The organism is Actinosynnema sp. NPDC049800 (genome assembly GCF_040656635.1).
Taxonomy (GTDB): domain Bacteria; phylum Actinomycetota; class Actinomycetes; order Mycobacteriales; family Pseudonocardiaceae; genus Actinosynnema.
On record NZ_JBFAMT010000007.1, the window covers coordinates 1 to 19853 of the forward strand.

Annotated in this window: 18 protein-coding genes; 9 read left to right on the forward strand and 9 right to left on the reverse strand. The window is 72.5% G+C overall.

Annotated elements, in window-relative coordinates:
* A partial coding sequence (locus AB0I91_RS11105) for a hypothetical protein (protein WP_499636554.1) occupies window positions 1-685 on the reverse strand: 685 nt, incomplete at its 3' end.
* Between the two features lie 66 nt (window positions 686-751).
* Between AB0I91_RS11105 and AB0I91_RS11110 the strand changes: the two genes are divergently transcribed.
* The 4 genes from AB0I91_RS11110 (at window position 752) to AB0I91_RS11125 (ending at window position 4087) form a co-directional block, all read left to right on the forward strand.
* Window positions 752-1093 (forward strand): hypothetical protein, encoded by a 342-nt coding sequence (locus AB0I91_RS11110; RefSeq protein WP_498776065.1) that lies wholly within the window; start codon window positions 752-754, stop codon window positions 1091-1093.
* Window positions 1090-1887 (forward strand): hypothetical protein, encoded by a 798-nt coding sequence (locus AB0I91_RS11115; protein WP_499636556.1) that lies wholly within the window; start codon window positions 1090-1092, stop codon window positions 1885-1887. The genes AB0I91_RS11110 and AB0I91_RS11115 overlap by 4 nt, the downstream gene beginning before the upstream one ends.
* Before the next feature lie 192 nt (window positions 1888-2079).
* Complete coding sequence (locus AB0I91_RS11120; RefSeq protein ID WP_499636558.1) at window positions 2080-3417, forward strand: HEAT repeat domain-containing protein; 1338 nt, start codon at window positions 2080-2082, stop codon at window positions 3415-3417.
* 271 nt (window positions 3418-3688) lie between these two features.
* Complete coding sequence (locus AB0I91_RS11125; protein WP_498776059.1) at window positions 3689-4087, forward strand: hypothetical protein; 399 nt, start codon at window positions 3689-3691, stop codon at window positions 4085-4087.
* 100 nt (window positions 4088-4187) lie between these two features.
* On the opposite strand, the gene AB0I91_RS11130 is transcribed toward AB0I91_RS11125, so the two are convergent.
* Window positions 4188-4337: a hypothetical protein gene (locus AB0I91_RS11130; RefSeq protein ID WP_498776139.1), complete on the reverse strand. Its 150-nt coding sequence runs from the start codon at window positions 4335-4337 to the stop codon at window positions 4188-4190.
* Window positions 4338-4930: 593 nt separating this feature from the next.
* On the opposite strand from AB0I91_RS11130, the gene AB0I91_RS11135 reads away from it, so the two are divergent.
* Both AB0I91_RS11135 and AB0I91_RS11140 read left to right on the forward strand, forming a co-directional pair.
* On the forward strand, window positions 4931-7492 hold the full coding sequence (locus tag AB0I91_RS11135) for a glycosyltransferase 87 family protein (protein WP_499636560.1): 2562 nt from the start codon (window positions 4931-4933) through the stop codon (window positions 7490-7492).
* Window positions 7493-7836: 344 nt separating this feature from the next.
* A complete protein-coding gene (locus AB0I91_RS11140) occupies window positions 7837-10785 on the forward strand; it encodes a tetratricopeptide repeat protein (RefSeq protein ID WP_499636562.1) in 2949 nt (982 codons plus the stop codon).
* Between the two features lie 116 nt (window positions 10786-10901).
* Here the strand turns inward: AB0I91_RS11140 and AB0I91_RS11145 are convergent, their stop codons facing one another.
* Together AB0I91_RS11145 and AB0I91_RS11150 are read right to left on the reverse strand one after the other, a co-directional pair.
* The gene (locus tag AB0I91_RS11145; RefSeq protein WP_499618813.1) at window positions 10902-11444 is read right to left on the reverse strand and encodes a hypothetical protein; all 543 of its coding nucleotides are present in this window, start codon (window positions 11442-11444) and stop codon (window positions 10902-10904) included.
* Entirely contained in the window at window positions 11444-12400 is a 957-nt protein-coding gene (locus tag AB0I91_RS11150; protein ID WP_499636564.1) for a hypothetical protein, read from the reverse strand. Before AB0I91_RS11150 ends, AB0I91_RS11145 begins: the two co-directional genes overlap by 1 nt.
* A gap of 682 nt (window positions 12401-13082) precedes the next feature.
* On the opposite strand from AB0I91_RS11150, the gene AB0I91_RS11155 reads away from it, so the two are divergent.
* From AB0I91_RS11155 to AB0I91_RS11165, 3 genes are all read left to right on the forward strand, one after another.
* Window positions 13083-13586, forward strand: coding sequence for a SigE family RNA polymerase sigma factor (locus AB0I91_RS11155; protein WP_498776039.1), 504 nt, complete (start codon window positions 13083-13085; stop codon window positions 13584-13586).
* Entirely contained in the window at window positions 13583-14659 is a 1077-nt protein-coding gene (locus AB0I91_RS11160) for an LCP family protein (protein WP_499618816.1), read from the forward strand. Before AB0I91_RS11155 ends, AB0I91_RS11160 begins: the two co-directional genes overlap by 4 nt.
* Window positions 14660-14894: 235 nt before the next feature.
* The gene (locus AB0I91_RS11165) at window positions 14895-15800 is read left to right on the forward strand and encodes a hypothetical protein (protein WP_499636566.1); all 906 of its coding nucleotides are present in this window, start codon (window positions 14895-14897) and stop codon (window positions 15798-15800) included.
* Window positions 15801-15814: 14 nt separating this feature from the next.
* Here the strand turns inward: AB0I91_RS11165 and AB0I91_RS11170 are convergent, their stop codons facing one another.
* The 5 genes from AB0I91_RS11170 to AB0I91_RS11190 form a co-directional block, all read right to left on the reverse strand.
* Window positions 15815-16405, reverse strand: a complete 591-nt coding sequence (locus tag AB0I91_RS11170) for a hypothetical protein (RefSeq protein WP_498776031.1) — start codon at window positions 16403-16405, stop codon at window positions 15815-15817.
* Between the two features lie 83 nt (window positions 16406-16488).
* Entirely contained in the window at window positions 16489-16998 is a 510-nt protein-coding gene (locus AB0I91_RS11175) for a flavin reductase family protein (protein WP_498776028.1), read from the reverse strand.
* The gene (locus AB0I91_RS11180) at window positions 16995-18245 is read right to left on the reverse strand and encodes a cation:proton antiporter (protein WP_499636568.1); all 1251 of its coding nucleotides are present in this window, start codon (window positions 18243-18245) and stop codon (window positions 16995-16997) included. Before AB0I91_RS11180 ends, AB0I91_RS11175 begins: the two co-directional genes overlap by 4 nt.
* A gap of 344 nt (window positions 18246-18589) precedes the next feature.
* Entirely contained in the window at window positions 18590-19534 is a 945-nt protein-coding gene (locus AB0I91_RS11185) for an ATP-binding cassette domain-containing protein (protein WP_499636570.1), read from the reverse strand.
* A gap of 1 nt (window position 19535) precedes the next feature.
* Window positions 19536-19739, reverse strand: coding sequence for an MbtH family protein (locus AB0I91_RS11190; protein ID WP_498776019.1), 204 nt, complete (start codon window positions 19737-19739; stop codon window positions 19536-19538).
* Window positions 19740-19853 lie beyond the last annotated feature (114 nt).

Here is a 19853-nt window from a genome sequence, read left to right on the forward strand (position 1 = left end):
TCTGCGGGCGCTCGACCGGGCGCCGATCGCCGAACCGGCGGGTGAGCGGCTGGCGGAGCTGGCGATCAGCGCCACGAAGCGGACCTCCTGACGATAGTTCGGCACGGGCCGCCGGCGTGGCGTCGGTGGGCTCCGCGTCGAGGACGCGCTGCGCGGCGACCTGGGCGGTCGTCAACGCTTCGGCATCGCCGGTGTGCCAGGACAGCAGGCGTGCGGCGGCGGCGAGCACGACACCGCACCCGGCGGCGAACGGGTCGGCCGGATCGTTGGCCGTCGGGGCGAGGACGTCGACGGCGACGAGGAACGCGGTCGGGTTGCCGAGCACCATGCCGACCCGCACCAACGCGGACCCGAGGTCGCGCCGACGCCGGCCCTCCGGGGCCGCGGGGTCGCCCTCCCAGATCGGCGGCGCGAGGTCGGGGCGGAGCAGGAAGACCGGCGCGAGCAGAATCTCGGCTAGGGTGTGCGACTCGGTCGCCGCCGGTCCTTCCCGCCACATCGAACGCGCCAGGTGCAGGGTGCCGACGACGTGCAGCACCTCGAAGTCGAGCTTGCCCTCCGGGGACAGGAACGCCAACAACGCCTCTCCCGCCGCCTCCGCCTCCGCAGCGAGCACCGCCTCCGCGTCGCCGTCGTCGGCGCGCGCGATCCGGCCGAGAACGTCCTGGACCAGCTCGTCCCGCACCCATCCACCTCGATCTCCGTGTATTCCTGACAGGCTGGGGAGTCCCCGACGAAGAGGAGGAACGTCGTGCCGCACGCCGACGAACACCTCGCCGCCTTCTGCACCACCTTGCCCGAACTGCGCGCCGCCGTGACGCGCCAGGGGTTGGGGCGGGTGCTGGACGACGTACTGGCGAGGGTGCGCGCGGGTCACCCGCTGCAGGACGAGTTACCGCGCCTGGGCATCCCCGCCGACGTGCTGCGCGGCCGCGACCTGGTGCTGCCCGGGATGCGGGGTCGGCCGTTCGGCGAGGTGTACGCGTGCCCGTCGGACGCGTGCGCGCGGCAGGTGCCCCGGGAGCCGGGCGGTCCGGTGCCGGCGGAGCGGTGCTGGTTGCGCGACGAGCCGCTGAGGCGGCGACCGGCGTGAACGCGTTCTTCGGCGAGCTGGGCAAGCGGGTGGCCGAGCGGTGGGTGTCGCTGCTCGTGCTGCCCGGCGTGCTGTTCCTCGCCACCGCGGCGGTGGGCGCGCTGCTGGGGCACGCGCACGCGCTGGACGTGACGAGGTTGGTCGCCCGGGTGGACGGGGTCACCCGCGACCTCGGCACCCGGCCGCCGGCGGCCCAACTCCTCGCGCTGGCCGCCGTGCTGCTGGGATCGGTGGCGGCGGGGCTCGTGGTGCGGGCGCTGTGCCCGGTGACGTGGCGCTGCTTCCTCGGCACGCGCCCGCGTTGGGCGGCACGGAGCCGGCGGCGGCGATGGGTGCGGGCGCACGAACGGGGTGAGGCGGCGAAGCGCAACCGGATCGCGCTCGCCTCGCCGACCAGGGCGACGTGGACCGGCGACCGGCTGGCGGCCGTCGAGGACCGGGTGCACCACCAGTACGCCGTCGATCTCAAGTCGTGGTGGGCGCGGTTGTGGTTGGTGCTCGACGACTCCGGGCGGGCCGAGCTGCGGGCGGCACGTGCGGAGGCGGATGCAGCGGTCGCGACGACCACGTGGTGCGTGCCCTACGCGGTCGTCGGGGCGTTCTGGTGGCCGGCGGTGGTGGTGGCGGTGTGCGTCGCGGTCGTCGGATGGGTGCGGGTGCGCGGAGCGGTCGAGGTGTACGCGGACCTGCTGGAAGCGGTCGTCGACGTGCACGCGGGCCGCCTGGCGCGCGAGCTCGGCGCACCGTTGACCACCGGCGAGGAGGTCACGGCAGCGTTCCGCAAGGGAACCTGAGAGAACACGGCCAACACCGCCGATATCCGCCGGCGCAACGCTCGTTCACGTGATGACCGACATCCGCTCGTGCCGCGGACCGAGCGCCGCGACGGACGTCCGCTCCTGCCGATGAGCGGATGTCGGGCGGGGGTCGTCTGCCACGATGGCGGCGTGGCGGTGGACTTGGATTGGCCTGGGTTCGAACGGGCCGTGCACGAGGGCGTGGTGCGGTCCGTCATCTCGGCGATGGGTGATCATCCAGGCGAGCGGCTCTACGTGGCGGTGCTGGATCACCTCTACCGGGAGGAAGACGGTCCGATCGCACTCCCGCTACTCGGGATCAACAGCGTCGAGGCGTTGGCTCGAGAGCCCGCCGAGCACCAGGCGGACCTGCGCTGGAGTGCCCCGGACTGGGGCACCTACCACGACCGCTGGCTCCCGGAGGACTCGACCGGACGCTGGGAGAAGGCGCTCACCGCGGAGGCGCGCTCCGGAACGACCCGCCAGTGGCGGACGACCTTCGACCGGTACCTGACGATGCTGGTTCGCGTCTGCCGGCAAGCACGGACGACGCTGCGACAGAACGAGGACGTCCACCCGGACTTCGTGGTGCTGCTCCTCGACGACGAATACCACGAAACGCTGATCAGGCGCGTCTTGACGACCACCGAGGTGCGTCGCCACTTCCCTGAACTGGACGAGCGGTCGGCCGCGGCGGCCGCCATCGCCGCGCTCCCGCCCGCCGAGCGCGCCGCACACCTGGCTTCCCTGCTGGGAACGTTCGACGGTCTCCTCGACCCCGACACCGTCGAATCGACTCTGCGTGATCTCGGCCCGGCGGGCTTCCCGTCCCTGATCTCCCTGCTCGGCACGCCGGACCGCGCGTGGCAGGCGGCGAAGCTGTTGGCCGACATCGGCCGACCCGATGACGACGTCATCCGAGCGTTGCGAGCCGGCCTGAGGCAGACCGACGGGCCGAACCAGGAGTGGATCGCGGTGGCGCTGTCCCGCCTCGGTCGGCTCGACCTCGTTCTCGACCAGGTCGGAAGTCTCCCACCGGACGTGGTGGTGAGCGCTGTCGCCGCGCCGTACACCAGCTTCCGCGACGACGCGGTCACCCCGCCGTCGCTGGACTACCGGCCCCTGGCGGAGTTCATCGAGCGTTGGCCGGCATACCTGCCGGCGCTGAATCGGCGGCTCGAGCCCGGGCACGGATACTGCGACATCGCGGCGGACGAGGTGGACGCCGCGGTTGTCGGCTTGACCTCGCCGCACGTCATCGTCCGCCGGCACGCCGTGACCGTCCTCGGCCGACGCCGGCTCGGTCAGGACGTCGGCCGGCGGGTGTTGCCGCTGCTCTGCCAGAGCATTCGGCAGGACCCGGACGCCTCCGTACGGCGCCTGGCGATTCTGTCGCTGCTGTGGTGGCGCAGGGATTCCCGGCACGTGGCGGACGTCGTCCGCGAGGCATTGGAGGACCCGGTGGCGGAGGTACGTGAAGAAGCTGCGGCTTGGCTGCGCGAACAGGGCTCGGACGAGCCGGCCTGACGGTATGCGCTCATGCGGGGATCGGGACGACGCTCGCCGCGGATAGGCTCGAGGCGTCGGTTGGGCGGAGTTCGCTTGTCTCGCGGTTCGGTTCGGGCATGACGGGGGGCGCGTCGGTGTGCCAGGTGGATGGCGGGGCCGCCGCGGCGGCGATCGCGGCTCTGACAGCGGCGTGCCCGCACTTCGCACAGGAGGCTCTCCGCATCCGGCGTTGGCCGGTTGTGACGATGTGGCGTGGTCGGCGATCCCCGGCTGCCCGGAGGGGGTCCCGGTGTTGCTGCGCGGTCTGCTCGACCCCGATGCGGCCGAGGAAGCCGAACGGGTGTTGGGGTGGCTGGTGATGTCGGGGCCCATGCACATCAGCGCCGTGATGCCGGCGGTGGTGCCGTTCCTGTTGCGCTTGGCGGCCGATCCCTCGGTGCCCCGGCGGGGCGAGCTGTTCGGTCTGGTGCTGGTGGCCGCTGCCCTGTCCGAGCCGACCGACCCCGAGAACGCGGCGGCCCTGGCGATCAGCGGTCGTGAGGAAGACCACCCCGAACGAGCCCTGTGCCGGTCGGCGTTCGCCGCCGACGCGAACTGGGTGAGCCGGCTGCTGGCCGACACCAGCCTGCCGGGAGCCGAGTTGCGCGACTACGAACGCGCCTACCTGCTCAAGGCCGCCGGACTGTGACCCGAGCTACCTGTTGCCCTGAACTCCCGCGCTGACCGCTACTGCCGATGAGCGGTGGTTCCACGCCGGCGGCCGGTCCGTAGCCGCGAGGCGTGAGCGTTCACGACGATCTCGCGGTTCTCAGGCTTGACCGGATCGTCCTGGTCGTGGAGTGGTCGGGTCCCCGCACCCGCTCGCTGTCGGCGACGGCAGCCTCGTACAGCCGGATCGCCCGACCCAGGTCGCCGACCGACATGGAGGCGTGGGCCAGGTTGCCGCGTCGAGCTGGGGCACGAGAACGCTCGGATCACGGAGCGGGCCGCAAATCACTGCCGGCACCTGCGGTTCGTGGAGTTCGGCGGACGCAAGACGCTGGCCGAGATGATCGGGCTGCCGTTGAACGCGCGGCGGGTGAAGTGCCCAGACCACGTCTCACGTGGTGACTTCAGCGAGTCGTTTGAAGCAGGTCAGTGTTCGGCGAGGGCTCCGCACCGCAGCAGCAGCTGCGGATCCCCGCAGCGGTCAGACCGGTCTGGAACGCCATCGACCTTTGGGGCCGCGCACGGGCCCGATGGCGGAGGACTCCACGACCTGGTCCACGCTGGGCGTGATCAGCGAGCGCAGGAACTCCCCCAGCCGTGCGCCCAGGGCGGTGGCACGGGCGACCGCCGCGCGAGCGGGTGCGCCTGGTCGTGCTCCACGCCGCGACGGCGCGGGCGCCGAGCTCGCCGACCACGAGTACGCGGTGCGCCGCGCCCGGCTCGCGGCGTCGACGTGCGCTGCACATTCCGCACTCCAGAACAAGTTTCCCCACCGCGACCGGAGCTACGGTTGACGCCGCGGCATTTGCGGAGAGGTGCGGACATGGATGGTCCCCTGCCGGAGCAACTGCCCCTGTCCGGCGAAGAGCCGGCGCCGTCCGACGTCCCGTCGAGCGCTCCCCTCGTCACCACCACCGTCGAGATCATCATTCCGGTTTTCGACGAGGAGCGCGCGTTACCCGGTTGCGTCGCCACGTTGCACGATTTCCTGACCGCGCGGATGCCGTTCGACTGGACGATCACCATCGTCGACAACGCCAGCACCGACGGCACGCTGCTGGTCGCGAAGAGGCTGGCCAAGCAGTGGCCCCGGGTGCGCGTCATGTCCGTGGAGCTACGCGGCAAGGGAAACGCGGTGCGGGCCGCCTGGTCGGCCAGTCGGGCCGACGTCGTCGCCTACATGGACGTGGACCTGTCCACCGCCCTCGACGCGACCATTCCGCTGGTGGCCGCATTGGCCGTCGGCCATTCGGACATCGCCATCGGATCGCGACTGGCGCCGGGGGCCCGTGCGGTGCGGAGCATCAAACGGGAACTGGCCTCCCGCGGCTACAACACGCTTCTCCGACTCACCCACGGAGCCCAGTTCCGGGACGCGCAATGCGGTTTCAAGGCAGCCAGGGCCGAGGTGGTGCGCCCACTGCTCCAACGGGTCGAGGACAACACGTGGTTCTTCGACACCGAACTGCTCCTGCTGGCCGAGCACAACGGCCTGCGGGTGCTCGAAATACCCGTCGACTGGGTGGAGGACGTGGACAGTCGCGTGAACGTCACCGGCACCGCCGCGACGAACCTGCGCGGCCTGATCCGGATGGTGTGGACCAAGCTCTCCGGTGGCGCGGACATCGCGGAGCTGGCACCCCGGCCCGAGCCCAACGCGGTCCACCCCGACGCCGTGCTGGCCGTGCGGGACACCCCGCGGCTGCGCCACCTGGTGATGTTCTCCGTGATCGGCCTCATGGCCACCGTGACGACCCTGGTGCTGTACACCGTGTTCCGCACCTGGTGGCCGCCGTTGGCGGCGAACCTGGTCGCGATGACGCTGAGCCTGCTGCTGAACACCGAGGCGAACCGGCGGCTCACCTTCCGGGACCGGCCGCGTGGGCCGCTCGTGCTGGTGCACCTGCAGTCCCTGGTCGTGTTCGCCCTGTACTGCGGGTTTCACCTCCGGAGCGCTGCTGGTGCTCGACGCCGTCACCGACCGCCCGTCGAGGCTGGTCGAACTGGTGGTGCTCCTGGCCTCGTCGGCCCTGGGCACGCTCGGCCGGTTCGTCCTGCTCAACACGTGGATCTTCCGGCTGCGGCCGGTATCGATCCCCGCACCCAGGAAGGAACCCCGGACATGACCGCGGCAGGCGCACCAGCGCGTTCGGCGCGACCCCACCGGCCACCGCCCGGCATGGTGCTCGCGGCGGTCGCCATCGCGGCGATGGTGACCGCCGCCCTCGCGGCCACCATCCCGATCGGCGGCTCGATCTGGATGCTGGAGGTGGACTTCAAGGTCTACGACATCACCGGCTCGGCCGTGCTCGACGGCGTCTCGCCCTACGACATCGCCACCGACAACGGGTTCCAGTTCATCTACCCGCCGTTCGCCGCGCTGCTGTTCATCCCGCTCGCGCTGACCAGCCTGCACGTCGGGTTCGTCCTCTGGACGTTCCTCTCGGTGCTCGCGCTGGAAGCGGCGGCCTGGCTCGCGATGGGACTGGTGGAACGGGAGTCACCGCGCCGTCGGGCCAAGTACGCCCTGTTGGCCACGGTCGTCGCCCTGCCGTCAGGCGCGCTGGTGATGCACCTCAACGTCGGCCAGGTGAGCGTGTTCCTCATGCTCCTGGTCCTCGCCGACCTGGCCCGGCGGCCGGGGCGCTTCCGGGGCGTCGGCATCGGCATCGCGGCCGGGATCAAGCTGACCCCGCTCATCTTCATCGTCTACCTCGTGCTCACCCGCCGGTTCCGCGCCGCCGCGGTGTCCACGGCGTCGTTCCTGGGCACGGTGCTCGTCGGCTTCGTCGTGCTGCCCGGACCGTCCGTCGCCTGGTGGGGCGGGCTCATGCTGGCCACCGAGCGGACCGAGATGACCGGCCCGGCCGGCGCCTTCAACCAGTCGCTGAAGGGCGTGCTCGGGCAATTGCCAGGAGTGCTGTCCGCGCAGGGGCTGTGGCTCCTGCTGGCGGCCGTGGTGGGCGTCGCCGGGCTGGCGATCGCGACGTGGGCCAGTCGGCGTGGTGTGGAGGCCGCCGGTGTCCTGGCCTGTGCCGTGACCGGTTTGCTGGTGTCCCCGCTCTCGTGGCCGCAGCACTGGGTCTGGCTGGTCCCCGGGTTCGCGATGTGGATGTGGTGGGCCAGGCGGCGCGGCGTGGCGCACCGGGTGGGGTTGGCCGCCCTGTGGCTGACGTCGTCCGCCGCGGGCGTGCTGACGTACGTCATCGTGGTCGTCTCACCGGACCTGTCCGTGGCGAACACCGTGCTGCCGGGCAGCCTGACGACCATCGTGCTGCTGCACGCCGTGCAGTTGCTCGCCGCCATCGGCTTCCTCTGCGCGCTCGCCGTCGTCCTGCGACGGACCGGCCGATCCGTCGCGGAGGCGGCCACGCGGTCGGGCTGACCAGGTCTCAGCGGTCGGTGAGGCGGTCCAGACGCGTCCTGCGGTGCGCGCCGAGCCTGCCGGTCCGCCCACACGGCCTGTCGCGACCGGGCCGCGCCACGCGCCGGACGTCCCGCAAAGCACGACCTCGCCCCGCGCGGCACGGCGAGCCAAGAACGTCGACTTGCCGGATCTGCGCGGGTGCCTGACGACCCGAGGTCGCATCGGCGTCGGCGAGCGTCGTGGTCCTTCGGGTCCGGTGTCACATCACGAGGACTGGAGCGATGTGATCCAGGGCGGGTGTTCTCCGACGGCCGCGCCCGGGACAGGCCGGTTCGGGCGGTCGCGACGGCGAGGGGTGATCGGTGAGCACAGCGGACGGGTTCTACGGCAACCGGTTCTTCGGGGTGGCGCACTCGGTGGTGCAGGCCGGCGTGATCAGCGGTGACGTGAACATCTACGCCGCGCCGCGCGATCCCCTGCCGCTACCGCACCGCTGGGGTGCGTTCCCGCCTCTGGCGCACTGCTTCCAGCGCCGGCCGCTGTCGTGGCCGGACGACCGGATGGTGGTGCTGACCGGGCTCGGCGGCGTGGGCAAGACCCAGCTGGCCGTCGACTTGGCCATGGGTGTTTGGGGACGCCGGGAGGCGGACCTGGTGGCGTGGCTGCCCGCGCGGTCCCGAGCGGAAGTGGTCGCGGGGTTCGCGGCGCTGGCCGCCGACCTCGACGGCCGGCACGATCCCGACGCCGAGGCGGGCGCGCGCCGGCTGCTGGGGTGGCTGGCGGGTGACCGGCGGTGGCTGCTGGTCCTGGACGACGTGCGCGACCCGGCCGACCTCGCCGGGCTGTGGCCACCGGTCGACGCGGCCGGCACGACCGTCGTCACGACCCGGCGCCGCGACGCGGCGCTGTCCGGACCGGGCCGCAGGACCGTCGAGCTTGGCTGTTACACGGCGGAGGAGTCCCTCTCCTACCTCGTCGCGCGCCTGCCCGACCGGGTGACGACCGACGGGGTGGGCACGCTCTGGTCACTGGCGGCCGAGTTGGGCCACCTGCCGCTCGCACTGGCCCACGCCGCCGCGTACCTCGCCCACCAACCGCTGTTGACCTGCGAGGAGTACCTGAACCTGCTCGCCGACCGCCGGCGCGCCCTGGCCCGGTTGCTGCCCGCCGACCCGCCGCCGGACGACTACCACGCCGCCGTGGCCGTCACCTGGTCCCTGTCGGTGGAGCTGGCCGACCGGCTGACCCCGCCGGGCCTGGCCCGACCGACGCTGGAGCTGGCCGCGCTGCTCGACCCGGACGGGATGCCCAGGTCCGTGTTCACCCACCAGCTGAGCCGCGAGTTCCTCTCGGTGGCCGCCGGGTCGCCCGTGGACGAGCACGACGCCGTGACCGCGTTGGGCAACCTGAGCAGGCTGAGCCTGCTGGACCTGGACAGCACCGACCCGCACCGCGCGGTGCGCACGCACGTGCTCGTCCAGCGGGCGACGAGGGAGCACCTCGAGCGGGCGGACCAGACCCGGTTCGCCGCGTCGGCGATGAGCGCCGCGGGGGCGCTGCACGACCTCTGGCCCGCCGTCGAACGTGATCGCGACGAGTCCAGAGCCCTGCGCGCCAACGCGGAGCGCCTGCTGGGCAACGCGGGCCCCGCGCTGTGGGGAGGTGGCCTGCACCCCCTGCTGACCGACGTCGGTCCGAGCTACTTCGCCGCCGGCCAAGCGCGGGCCGCGGCGGAGTTCGCCGACCGGCTGCACTCCCTCTCCCTGGACCACCTCGGACCGCACCACCCCGACACCGACCGCGCGCACGTGGACGCCGTGACGGCGCGCGCGAACCTCGACCGGTCCGCCGCGGCCATGGCCCGGCTGCGCGACGTCCTGCTGGAGCGCTTGCGGCGGTTACCCGCCGACCACCCCGACACACTCCAGACCAGGTTCAACCTGGCCCAGGCGCGGGGCGCGCTCGGAGAAGCCGCCCAGGCGGCCCGGGAACTGGGCGAGGTGGTGGCCGAGCACGAGCGCCGCTTCGGCCCGCACCACCCGCTCTCCCTGACGTTGCGCGTCGGCCACGCCCACTGGGTCGGCAAGGCGGGCGACGTCGCGGGCGCGGTCCGCTTGCTCACCGAACTGCTAACGCAACACCCACGCGCGGCCGACCCGGGCGACCCCGACGTGCTGGGCGCTCGACACGAGTTGGCGACGTGGACGGCGTCCGCCGAGGACTCGGCCGCCGTGCTCGGTCGCCTCACCGAGGCACTCGGCGAGGAACACCCCCAGGTCCTCAGCGCGCGGAACAACCTCGCGTTGCAGCGATCGGAAGCCGGTGATCACGCCGGAGCGGTCGCGGAGTTCACCGACCTCGTCACCGACCTGACCCGCAGCCACGGTCCACGCCACCCCCACACCCTGATCACCCGGACCAACCTCGCGCAGGCACGCGGGCGCACCGACCCGGCGGCCGCCGCCCGGGAGATGACCGCGATCGCCGAGGACCTGGCCGAGGTCGTCGGTCCCGACCACCCGGACACCCTGACCGCGCGCAACAACGCGGCGTCGTTCCTCGGCGCCGCCGGCGACACGCGTGCCGCACGTGCTGCCTTCGAACGACTTGCCGCCGACCGCCTGCGGGTCCAGGGCGACGAGCACCCGGACACCATCGCCGCCTTCCACAACCTCGCCGACGCCCGGGGCGAGGACGGCGACCCGGCAGCCGCCGCGATGCTGTTCACCAAGGTCACCGCCGAGCGTGAACGCCTGTCCGGCGTCGACCACCCGCAGACGATCCAGGCCCGCGCCCAACTCGCCCGGTGGCTCGGTCGCGCCGGCGACGCACGCGCCGCTGCCGCCACCTGCAAAGCCCTCGCCGCAACCAGCCTCCGCGTCAACGGCCCTCACCACGAGGACACCCACCACTGGCACATGGAGCTCGCGCACTGGGCAGGCACGACGGGCGACCACACCACCGCGGTCGACGCCCTTGCCGTCGTCGCCGATTCCTTGTCGGCACACCGTCGCCCCGACAACCCGGAGCTCTTGGCCGTCCGCGCCAACCTGGCGTTCTGGCAAGGACGAACCGGCGATCCCGGCCACCTGCGCGCGCTGGTACCGGAACTGGCCCGAACTCTCGGCGCTGACCACCCCACGACACTGGCGTCGCGCCACAACCTGGCCACGGTGGTCGGCGAATCCGGAGACCGCGCGACGGCGACGACGATCCTGACCGCCCTGCTCCGCGACATGCGGGCCGTCCACGGCGACGACCACCCGGAAACCGCCCGCGTCCGCCGAAACCTCGACCTGTGGTCAAGCTGACGGCCTCGCTGCGGCGCCCACCTGTTGCTTCGCTCCTCACACACCGCCGCGCCCTGCGCACCGTGGGCGAGGTGTGCCGACGAACCAGGTAGGTGGTCAGCGGCCTGGACGTGCCGTCAGGCTGGGCAGAGTCCTTCGGTCATGCCAGTCGGCCGTGTGGTGAACGCTGTCAGGCCACCCGGGCGGTCATGGGTTCCGCGTCCGAAGACCGCAGCGGCGCCGGTTGGCGCGCAGTAGGTGTGGCCGCCCTGGTTCGTGCGTGGAGCCGTTTCCAAGGTGAGGGCGAGGGATGCCCTGGCCCCGGGGTCTGTCTGCAGTCGTTCGAGGGTCGGTTCGGGGAGCTCGTGGCCTGGTGAGGTGAGGATGTCGAGCAATGTGCGGGGGTCCGTTCGACACGCTGCCTCGTGAATCGCGCGGGCCTGGGCGAGCAGGGCCGCGGGCACTGGTCGGCCGTCCGCGTCCACGCTCTTGATCTCGCCGCACGTCCGGCCGGCGGGTGGGGTGGTCGTCGACGACGGTGTCGTGGTCGTTGGTGCTTGTCCTTGCCCGGTGTCCGGGGAGTCGAGCGAGGAACGGACGGCCAGGGCGGCCAGGATGATCAGCACGGCGGCAACGATGCTCACCACGAGCCGGTTGCGGTTGGCGTCGGGCGTGGTCATCAGCAGCGGATCGGGCCGAGATCGATGCGAGCGGGGTCGAACTCGGCGACCACGCTCAAGCCGGTGACCAACCCATAGGCGGCTTGGTAGCTCGCGACGTGTTCGCTGCTGCACGAGCGACCGGCGACCCGGAACGGTTGGCCGTTGTTGTCGACCACGGTCTCCCGGATCTCGGTCCCGGTCTGATAGGTGATCGTGAGGTCGTACTCGTAACTGCGGGACCGCGCAATGGTGGTCAGCACGACCTCATGCGTTTCACCGGCGGCGAGGTTGATCGTGTGCCCGGGGAAGTACGGGCCAGTGGGTATCCGACGGCCCGCCTCGCCCGGCGGGGGTGACGGCATCGGTTCGGAGCTCTGCAGCACCGGGAACCCCTCGTCCAGCAGCAGCAGTACTTCCGAGGACTCCTCACTGCCTTGGGGCGGCACGTGGACGAGGCTTCCGGAGGGCGGCGGTGCCGTCCGCCGGACGACCGGCCGGATGTCAGTCACCCTCGTGCCCCCGACGGGGCCCACCAGGTGCAGCCGGACCAGGTGGCGGTGGAGGCTGATCGCCCCGTCCGACGTGCGGATCTCCCGCACCAGGTCACGATCCACCGCGGCCATCGGTTCGGCCAGCCGGCGGACGATGGCGCGGCCGGGGAAGTCGGGGGACTCGGAGACGTACCCCCACGGGGCCTGGTCGTTGTGGGACATGTCGACCACTACGCCCAACTCCGCGGGCGCACCGGTCGCGGGCTCGTCCGACGACCTCGGCCAGGCGATGATCAACGCTCCGACGATCACCGCCACGGCGAGCACCGCGGCGGGCGCCCACGAACGCGGCAGTGAAGGCGTGTCCAGCCGGACGTCGCCGTGGATGTCCCGTGCCTGCACGACGTTGCCCGCCGCACCGCTCTGCGTGTTCGCCGTCGCGGCACGACTCTCAACCCCGTCGTCGGGTGAAGCATCGATCATCCAGACCCCCAAGCCGACGTCACGATAGCGACGACCTCGAAACCTCATGCGCACAAACCGGCAAACCACGCCGTCCCGATGATCGCCGACCCCGGTGCGGCGTAGCCACTGCGGAGTCACCCGGCTGTGACGATCGCCGTTCCGGCGAGGCCGGCCCGGCCGACCGCCCCAGCGCCGCGCCGGCGGCCCACCGCTGCTCCCGGAGGTCGTGGTCCGGATCGAGCGGGCCGCACGAGGACCGGGCCCGGCATGGCCACCACCGGCGGAAACGCCGCCCGACCACTTCCTGCGCGGAGCGGGCACCGACGGCGACCGAACCGCTCCAGGTTCTTCGGCGTGTCCGAAGTGTCGAAAGTGGGCGCCGTGACCGCCGGCAACTCGCAGGGTCGGGTCCGCGCTCAAAACGCTCATGCTGTGACTCGCCGGCACGAAGCGGCCCGACTCGTCACCGCCCACGCCAGGCGGATGTGAGCTTGGGACCCCGCCGCGTCCTGCGAGGCCGGTTCGCCCGGCAGGTGCACGTTGATCTTCGACAGGACGCCCGTCCCTCGATCCCGACCAACCCGAATGAGGGGCGATGGACGACATGTGTCGGAGATCACACCCAAGTGGCTCAACGTGAGACGTCCTCTGAAGGGTTTCCCGTCCGCAACGGAAACCGACAGCGGAGGAAAGGGGCGACGTGCCGGCCGACTACGACCAGTTCGTCACCGAGCGTCTTGATCGACTGCTGCGCTACGCCACGGCGTTGACGTGCGACAAGCACCTGGCCCAGGACATCGTCCAGGACGTGCTGCTGCGCGCGCGGCAGAAGTGGGCGCGGATCGGCGCGGTCGACGTGCCCTACCTGTACGTCAAGCGGATGGTGACCAACGAGTACCTGTCGTGGCGTCGCCGCCGGGCGGCCCGGGACGTGTCCTCGACCCACGTCGTGCTCGACGACCTCGCGCCCTCGGTCGCCGACCCGGCCGTGCGCCACGCCGAACGGGACGAGATGCGCGCCCGGATCGCCGTGCTGCCGCGCAAGCAGCGGGCCGCGCTGGTGCTGCGCTACTACGAGGACAGCACCGACGCCGAGATCGCCGAAATCCTGGGCTGCGCGGAGGGAACCGTCCGCAGCCACATCTCCCGCGCGCTGCACACGCTGCGGGTCAACGAGAACACGCCCTCGGAGGTGCTGCGATGACCGACACCCGGCAGGAAGCCCTCATCCGCGAGGCGATCGCGGCCGAGGCCGACCAGGCCGTCGACCACCGGACCGTGCTGGCGAACCTGCACGGCGCGCGGTCCCGGCGGCGTCCCCTCGCGTTGTTCGCCGCGACCGGGCTGACCGCCGTCGCCGCGGCCGTCGCGGTGATCGTGCCGCTGGCCGTGGACCGGAGCGCGGCGCCGTCGCAGGTCGACCCGGCCGCACCGCCGGCGACCGCGCAGACCGTGCTGCTGATCGGCCTGGACGGGTCGGCGAACACCGACTCCGTCGTGCTGGCGCGCGTCGGCGCCGACGGCGCGGTCAGCGCGGCGTCGCTGCCCCGCGACTCCCTGGTCGACATCCCCGGCGTCGGCCAGGGGAAGCTGAACTCGGCGTACGCGCGGGCCCACCAGGCGGCCGAGGCCGAGGGGCGTGACGGCGACGAGGCCGGCGTGGAGTCGCTCACCCGGACCGTCGAGGCGCTGACCGGCGTGGAGGTCGACCACTACGCGTCGGTCGACATGGCCGCGTTCAGCACGCTGTCCGAGGCGGTCGGCGGCGTCGAGGTCTGCCTCAAGCGCGCGTCGCGCGACCCGCTCTCCGGCGCCGACCTGCGCGCCGGGCCGCAGTCGCTCTCGGGCGCGCAGGCGCTGGCGTTCCTGCGGCAGCGCCACGGCCTCGAGAACGGCGAGCTGGACCGGATCGTGCGGCAGCAGACGTTCCTGCGCGCCTTGGCGAAGAAGGTGGTCGCGAGCGACCCCGCGCAGGTCGCCGACCTGGCCCGGGTGGCGGCGCGGCACCTGCGCGTCGACCCGGGGTGGAACCTGGTGGAGTTCGCCGCGCGGCTCACCCCGACCGTGCGGACCGCGATCGTCCCGCTCGGCGAGGTGGTCGACTCCGAGCAGGGCCAGGCCCTGTCGGTCGACCCGGCCGCGGTGCGGGAGTTCCTGGCGGGGTTCTTCGCCGACGGCGCCACCGGCGCTCCCACCGGCGGCTTCTCCGTGCCGCTGCCCGCCACGGAGACCCAGAAGCCCGGCCGGACGCCGCAGGACGGCGACTGCGTGCGCTAGCGCGTCCACCACGGACGTCCACCGGGTCGCGGGCGGGATCCCCGGAACCGGGTCGTCGTGATCCCGTGCTCGGCGGTGACGGTGGTCGCCGCCGAGCACGACGACAGGGCGACGACGCGCTCCTGCCGCTGAACGAGGACTCCGCTTCACTCGTTCCGAGGACGACACCCACCGACAGCTCTGGCAGAGTCACACGGGCGAATTCCGATTACCCCGGTAGCCCAAGGAGATCATCGTGGCCTGGACGGGCTGGGCAGTCGTGCCCGGAAATCAGCCGAACGGCGCGGGAAACAATGCGCTGGCCGCAGTGGACCACTTCAACAAAGTATATCTTTTCGCCGTGGACGGCGTCGCGAAGCAAGCGCACTGGACAAGATCGGGTGATGCCGGTTTATCGTGGGACGCCTGGCAGCCGGTGGCGGCCGGGCAGCAGGTCGTGTCGCTCAGCGCGGTCAGCTGGGAGGACGGCCTGCACCTGTTCGGCATGACCCCGAACTTCTCGATCTACAGCAACACCCGCTGGCAGGGGACCTTCCCGACGTGGAGCTTCGTGCCGGGCACCCAGAACAGCGGCCGGCCGTGCGCAGTGGACTTCCCGCAGGGCGGCCTGACCACCGATCACCTGTACGTCTTCTTCACCGCCGCCCTGGACGGGTCGATCGGCTGGCTGCGGGCCACGGGCAAGGGCGGCAACGGTTCGCCCACGTCGTGGACCGTCCCGAAATTCCTCAGCGCACCGGGCAAGAGCGATCAGCAGGTAGCCGCTTTCCGCCCCGGCCTCGGCGACGAGCTGAGCTTGGTCCGCCGGGGCGAGGACAGTCAGCTCTACCACATGCCGCATTTCATCGTGAACGGCACGGTGGACAATTCGGCCCCGTGGTCGGCGATACAGCCGGCACTGCTGTCGAAACGAGCACCGGCCGTGCCGCGCGGCAAATCGCTGGCGTTCGCCGCGGACCTGGCCGACAACCTGCGCTGCAAGTCGACCGCTTCGGGAGGCGATTGGACCCTCGTCTCCGGCGCCGTCAAGACGAACGGGTTGGCGGTCACCGATTACGCCACCGGCAACGGCACCGGGATCATGGCGTTCACGCGCCACCCGGACGGGAAGGTCTACTTCACCCGACGGGCGGATGCCTGATCGGACCGCGCCCGCTACAGCGGCAACGGCTCGGTGATCTGCAGGCCGGCGTCCACGCTCGCCACCAGGAGTTCCGCCTGGTGGGGTGAGTGGACGCCCGCCCAGCTGCGCAGCGGGCCGAGGAAGTCGACCAGGTCGCGCTGCGCGGCGCGCAGCATCGCGGGCAGCGCGGTCCGGGACAGGTCCACGTGCGGCACGTCGCGTCCTTCGTCCACCCACACGCGGACCACGTCCGCGCCGACGTACTCGACCCACGGCGCGGGCGGGTGGCCGAGGTCGACCGGCGCGCGGTGCAGCGCGTGCAGCCACGTGCGCCACTCGAACAGGTCTGTGCCACCGGGTTCGGCGCGCACGCCGCCACCGCCGTCGAGCAGCAGCCCGCCGCGCCCGTACAGGGTGTCGAAGCCGATCAGCTCGTGCACCGCCGCGGCCGCGGTGCGCGCGTCCCGGCCGCCGCTGTGCAGGTACATCGTGCAGAGCACCGCGCCGACCTCGTCCTGGCCCACGGTCCCGTCCAGGTGCAGCCAGCCGCCGTCGCCGGACACCGGCCACAGGTCGAAGTCCTCCGGTGCGGACCTGGTGATGACTGGCGATAACCGGACCACGTTCCCGAGGCTAATGCGCGATCGCCCCGGTGGCAGGGGCCGCCGGGGCGATCGCGGTTCTCCAACTGCCGGTAGGGCTGGCCCTACCTCTGGTCGGGCCGCCACACCTGGTACTCGCGCATCCCGTAGAGCAGCGGCAGCCGGCCCTGTTCGCGCGAGACCTGGAACGCCTGGCCGAACACCACCGTGTGGTCGCCGACGGCCTCGGTCCGGCTGACCTTGCAGTCGGCCACCGCGTGCGCGTCCCGCACCAGGTGCGGTCCGCCCGCGCTCGCTGGCAGGCGCCACGGGACCAGGTCGAACCGGTCCGGCGCGCCGGAGGCGAACAGCTCCGCCACCGGTTTCGCGTCGCCGTGCAGGAAGTTCACCGCGAACGCGCCGCGGGCCAGCACCGCGTCCAGGGTGGGACTGCCGTTGCGCAGGCAGACCAGCAGCGTCGGCGGCGACAACGTCACGCTGCACACCGACGAGACGGTCATGCCGCGCGGCGAGTCGTCCTGGCCGGTCGTGGTGACGATGGCGACACCGGTCGGGAAGTGCGACATCAGGGTGCGGAACTCCGCGATCTCGATCGCGGGCAGCGACTGGGTCATGACCTGCTCCCGGGCAACTCGGGTACCGGCACGGGCTTCGGGGCGCTGGTGCGTTCGATGAGCGAGAGCAGCGGACCGGTCATGCCGGTCGTCGCCAACGCCATCACCACGAGGGCCAGGAACAGCTGCACGGACAGCAGTCCGGCGCTGTACCCGGCCTGCAGCACGACGATCTCGGTCAGGCCGCGGGTGTTCACCAGCACGCCGACCGTCACCGCCGTGCGGCGGTCCTGACCGGCCAACCGCCCGCCGAGGTAGCCGCCGCCGACCTTGCCGACGACGGCCAGCGCGATGGCGACGGCGATGGCGGTCCACGGCACCGAGCCGCGCGGCGCGTTCGCCACGCCCATGCCCGCCACCACGAAGAACACCGGCACCAGCAGCCTGCCGAACGACATCACGGGCCGCACGGCCTTCGCCCACGCCCCGCCGGGGATCGCGAGGCCGACCACGAACGCGCCGAACACGGCGGTCAGGCCCCAGTGCTCGAACTGGAACGCCACCAGCAGCGCCAACCCGGCGACGCCGACGCCCGCGGCGCCCGGGAAGCGCTCGGCCGCCGACATGGGCACGCGGCCGCGCAGCAGGATGCGGCCGACGACGGTCACCGTGACGCCGAGGGCGACCAGGACCAGGGACACCACGAGGCCGCCGGAGATGCCGACGGCCACCACGAGCAGCACCCACGCCGCCGAGTCGGTGACCACGGCCGCGGCCATGGCGAGCTTGCCCGCGGGGCTGTCCACCAGGCCGCGGTCCTCCAGCACGCGGGCCAGCACGGGCACGGCGGTCACGCTCAACGCGACCGCGACCATCAGCACCAGCGCGGGCGCCGGCGCGTCGCCGCGCAGGTCCGGGTCGGCCACCCAGACCACCCACGCGGCCATCACCAGGCCGGTGAGCAGGGCGGGCAGGAACGAGCCCGCGGTCACCCAGCCGACCGCGCGGGCGCCGAGGCCGGAGCCGCCGTGCCGCAGTTCGTGGGCCACGCCGACCAGGAACAGCACCAGGCCGACCTGGCCGATCACCTTCAACGGGCTCACCACGCCGGTGGGCAGCACCGCGGCGAGGGTCGGCGCCCCGCCGACCGCGAGGACCGCCGGCACCACGAGGATGCCCGCCAGGATCTCGCCGACGACCTCGGGCTGCCGCGCGGCGCGTGCCGCGACCCGGCCCAGGTACGCCGCGACCAGGACGACCGCCAGGACGGCGACCACGTGCCCCACGCGCAACAGGAGGTCGGTCATGGTCGCGCCCCCGGCGACCCGTGGACGTCTTGCCTGGTCATCGACAGCGCGCGGCTGCCCGCGAAGTTGGGGATGCGCATGGTCACGGCAGGTTCCCTTCCCGATCGGTGAATGGCGCCTCTCGCGGTCGGGCCTCGGACGTCGGCGCCGCGGAGGTCGGTGCCCGGCGGCCGAGCGCTCGGCCGCCGCGACTCGGTGCCCGGTGCCCGGCTGTCAGTGCTCAGCCGTCCGGTGGTCGGCGGTCAGCCATCCGGTGCCCGGTGCTCGGCGGGTGGTGTGCTCAGCCGTCCGGTGCCCGGCGGTCAGTGCCCGGTGGTCGGCGGTCAGTGCTCGGCGGTCGGCGGTCAGCCCCGGGGCTGGTGACCGACGAGGTTGAAGAACACGTCGTCGAGGGTCGGGCGGCGCAGCGCGAAGTCCGCGACGTCCACCCCCGCGTCCCGGAGGGCGACGGCGGCGGCGGCGATGCCGTCCATGCCGTCGCGCAGTTGCAGCTTGACCAGTCCCTTGGCCGGGTCGGCGGCCGGTTCGTCCACGGCCAGCGGCGCGAGCACCGCCACCGCGGCGGCGACCCGGTCGGGCAGCGCGACGGCCACTTCCAGCCACTCCTGGCCGACCTTGCGCTTGAGCTCGTCCGGCGTGCCGTCGGCGATCACCTGGCCGTCGGCGATCACCACGACCTGGTCGGCCAGGTAGTCGGCCTCCTCCAGGTACTGGGTGGTCAGCAGCACGGTCATGCCGTCGGCGACCAGGCCGCGCACGGTGTTCCACAGCGACTGCCTGCTCGCCGGGTCCAGCCCGGTGGTCGGCTCGTCCAGGAACAGCACCTGCGGCCGGCCGACCAGGCAGCCGGCCAGGTCGAGCCGCCGGCGCATGCCGCCGGAGTAGGTGCCGACCGGCCGGTCGGCCGCCGCGACGAGGTCGAAGCGCTCCAGCAGCTCCGCGGCGCGGTCCCGGGCGCCCTTGCCGCCCAGGTGCAGGAGCTTGCCGACGAGGGTCAGGTTCTCCCGGCCGGTGAGCAGCTCGTCGACCGCCGCGTACTGCCCGGCCAGGCCGATCCGCCGGCGCACCTCCCCCGGCCGGCTCACCACGTCGTAGCCGGCGACCTCGACCAGCCCGCTGTCCGGCGCGAGCAGCGTCGCCATGACCCGCACGGCGGTCGTCTTGCCGGCGCCGTTGGGGCCCAGCAGGCCCAGCACCGATCCCGGCTTCACGGTCAGGTCGACACCGCGGAGGGCTTCGGTGCCCTTGTAGGTCTTCTTGAGTCCCTCAACGCGAATCGCGGCGTCCACGTCAGCCCGCCTCGCGCAGGCTCGCGGGCCGCATGTCGGTCCAGTTCCGCTCCACATAGGACAGCGCGGCGGCGCGCGGACCCGCGTCGAGCGCGATGGTCCAGCCCGCGGGCACGTCCGCGAAGGTCGGCCACAGGCTGTGCCGGCCCTCGTCGTTCACCAGCACCAGGAACGTGCCGTCCTCGTCGTCAAAGGGGTTCACCACGTCAGTACTCCGTCCGCGTCGCCGGCGTCGGCCTCGGGTGCTCCCGATACTGGTCAACACCGCTGACAGCGCACTGACGGATACCTGACCGGCCCCGCGCGGCACGTCCGGCCG

What these genes read in the sequence shown, in the direction of transcription:
- AB0I91_RS11150 (WP_499636564.1), bottom strand. Translation starts at nt 12,400, where the DNA reads ATGATCGATGCTTCACCCGACGACGGGGTTGAGAGTCGTGCCGCGACG.
- AB0I91_RS11180 (WP_499636568.1), bottom strand. Translation starts at nt 18,245, where the DNA reads ATGACCGACCTCCTGTTGCGCGTGGGGCACGTGGTCGCCGTCCTGGCG.
- AB0I91_RS11175 (WP_498776028.1), bottom strand. Translation starts at nt 16,998, where the DNA reads ATGACCCAGTCGCTGCCCGCGATCGAGATCGCGGAGTTCCGCACCCTG.
- AB0I91_RS11160 (WP_499618816.1), top strand. Translation starts at nt 13,583, where the DNA reads ATGACCGACACCCGGCAGGAAGCCCTCATCCGCGAGGCGATCGCGGCC.
- AB0I91_RS11135 (WP_499636560.1), top strand. Translation starts at nt 4,931, where the DNA reads ATGGATGGTCCCCTGCCGGAGCAACTGCCCCTGTCCGGCGAAGAGCCG.
- AB0I91_RS11145 (WP_499618813.1), bottom strand. Translation starts at nt 11,444, where the DNA reads ATGACCACGCCCGACGCCAACCGCAACCGGCTCGTGGTGAGCATCGTT.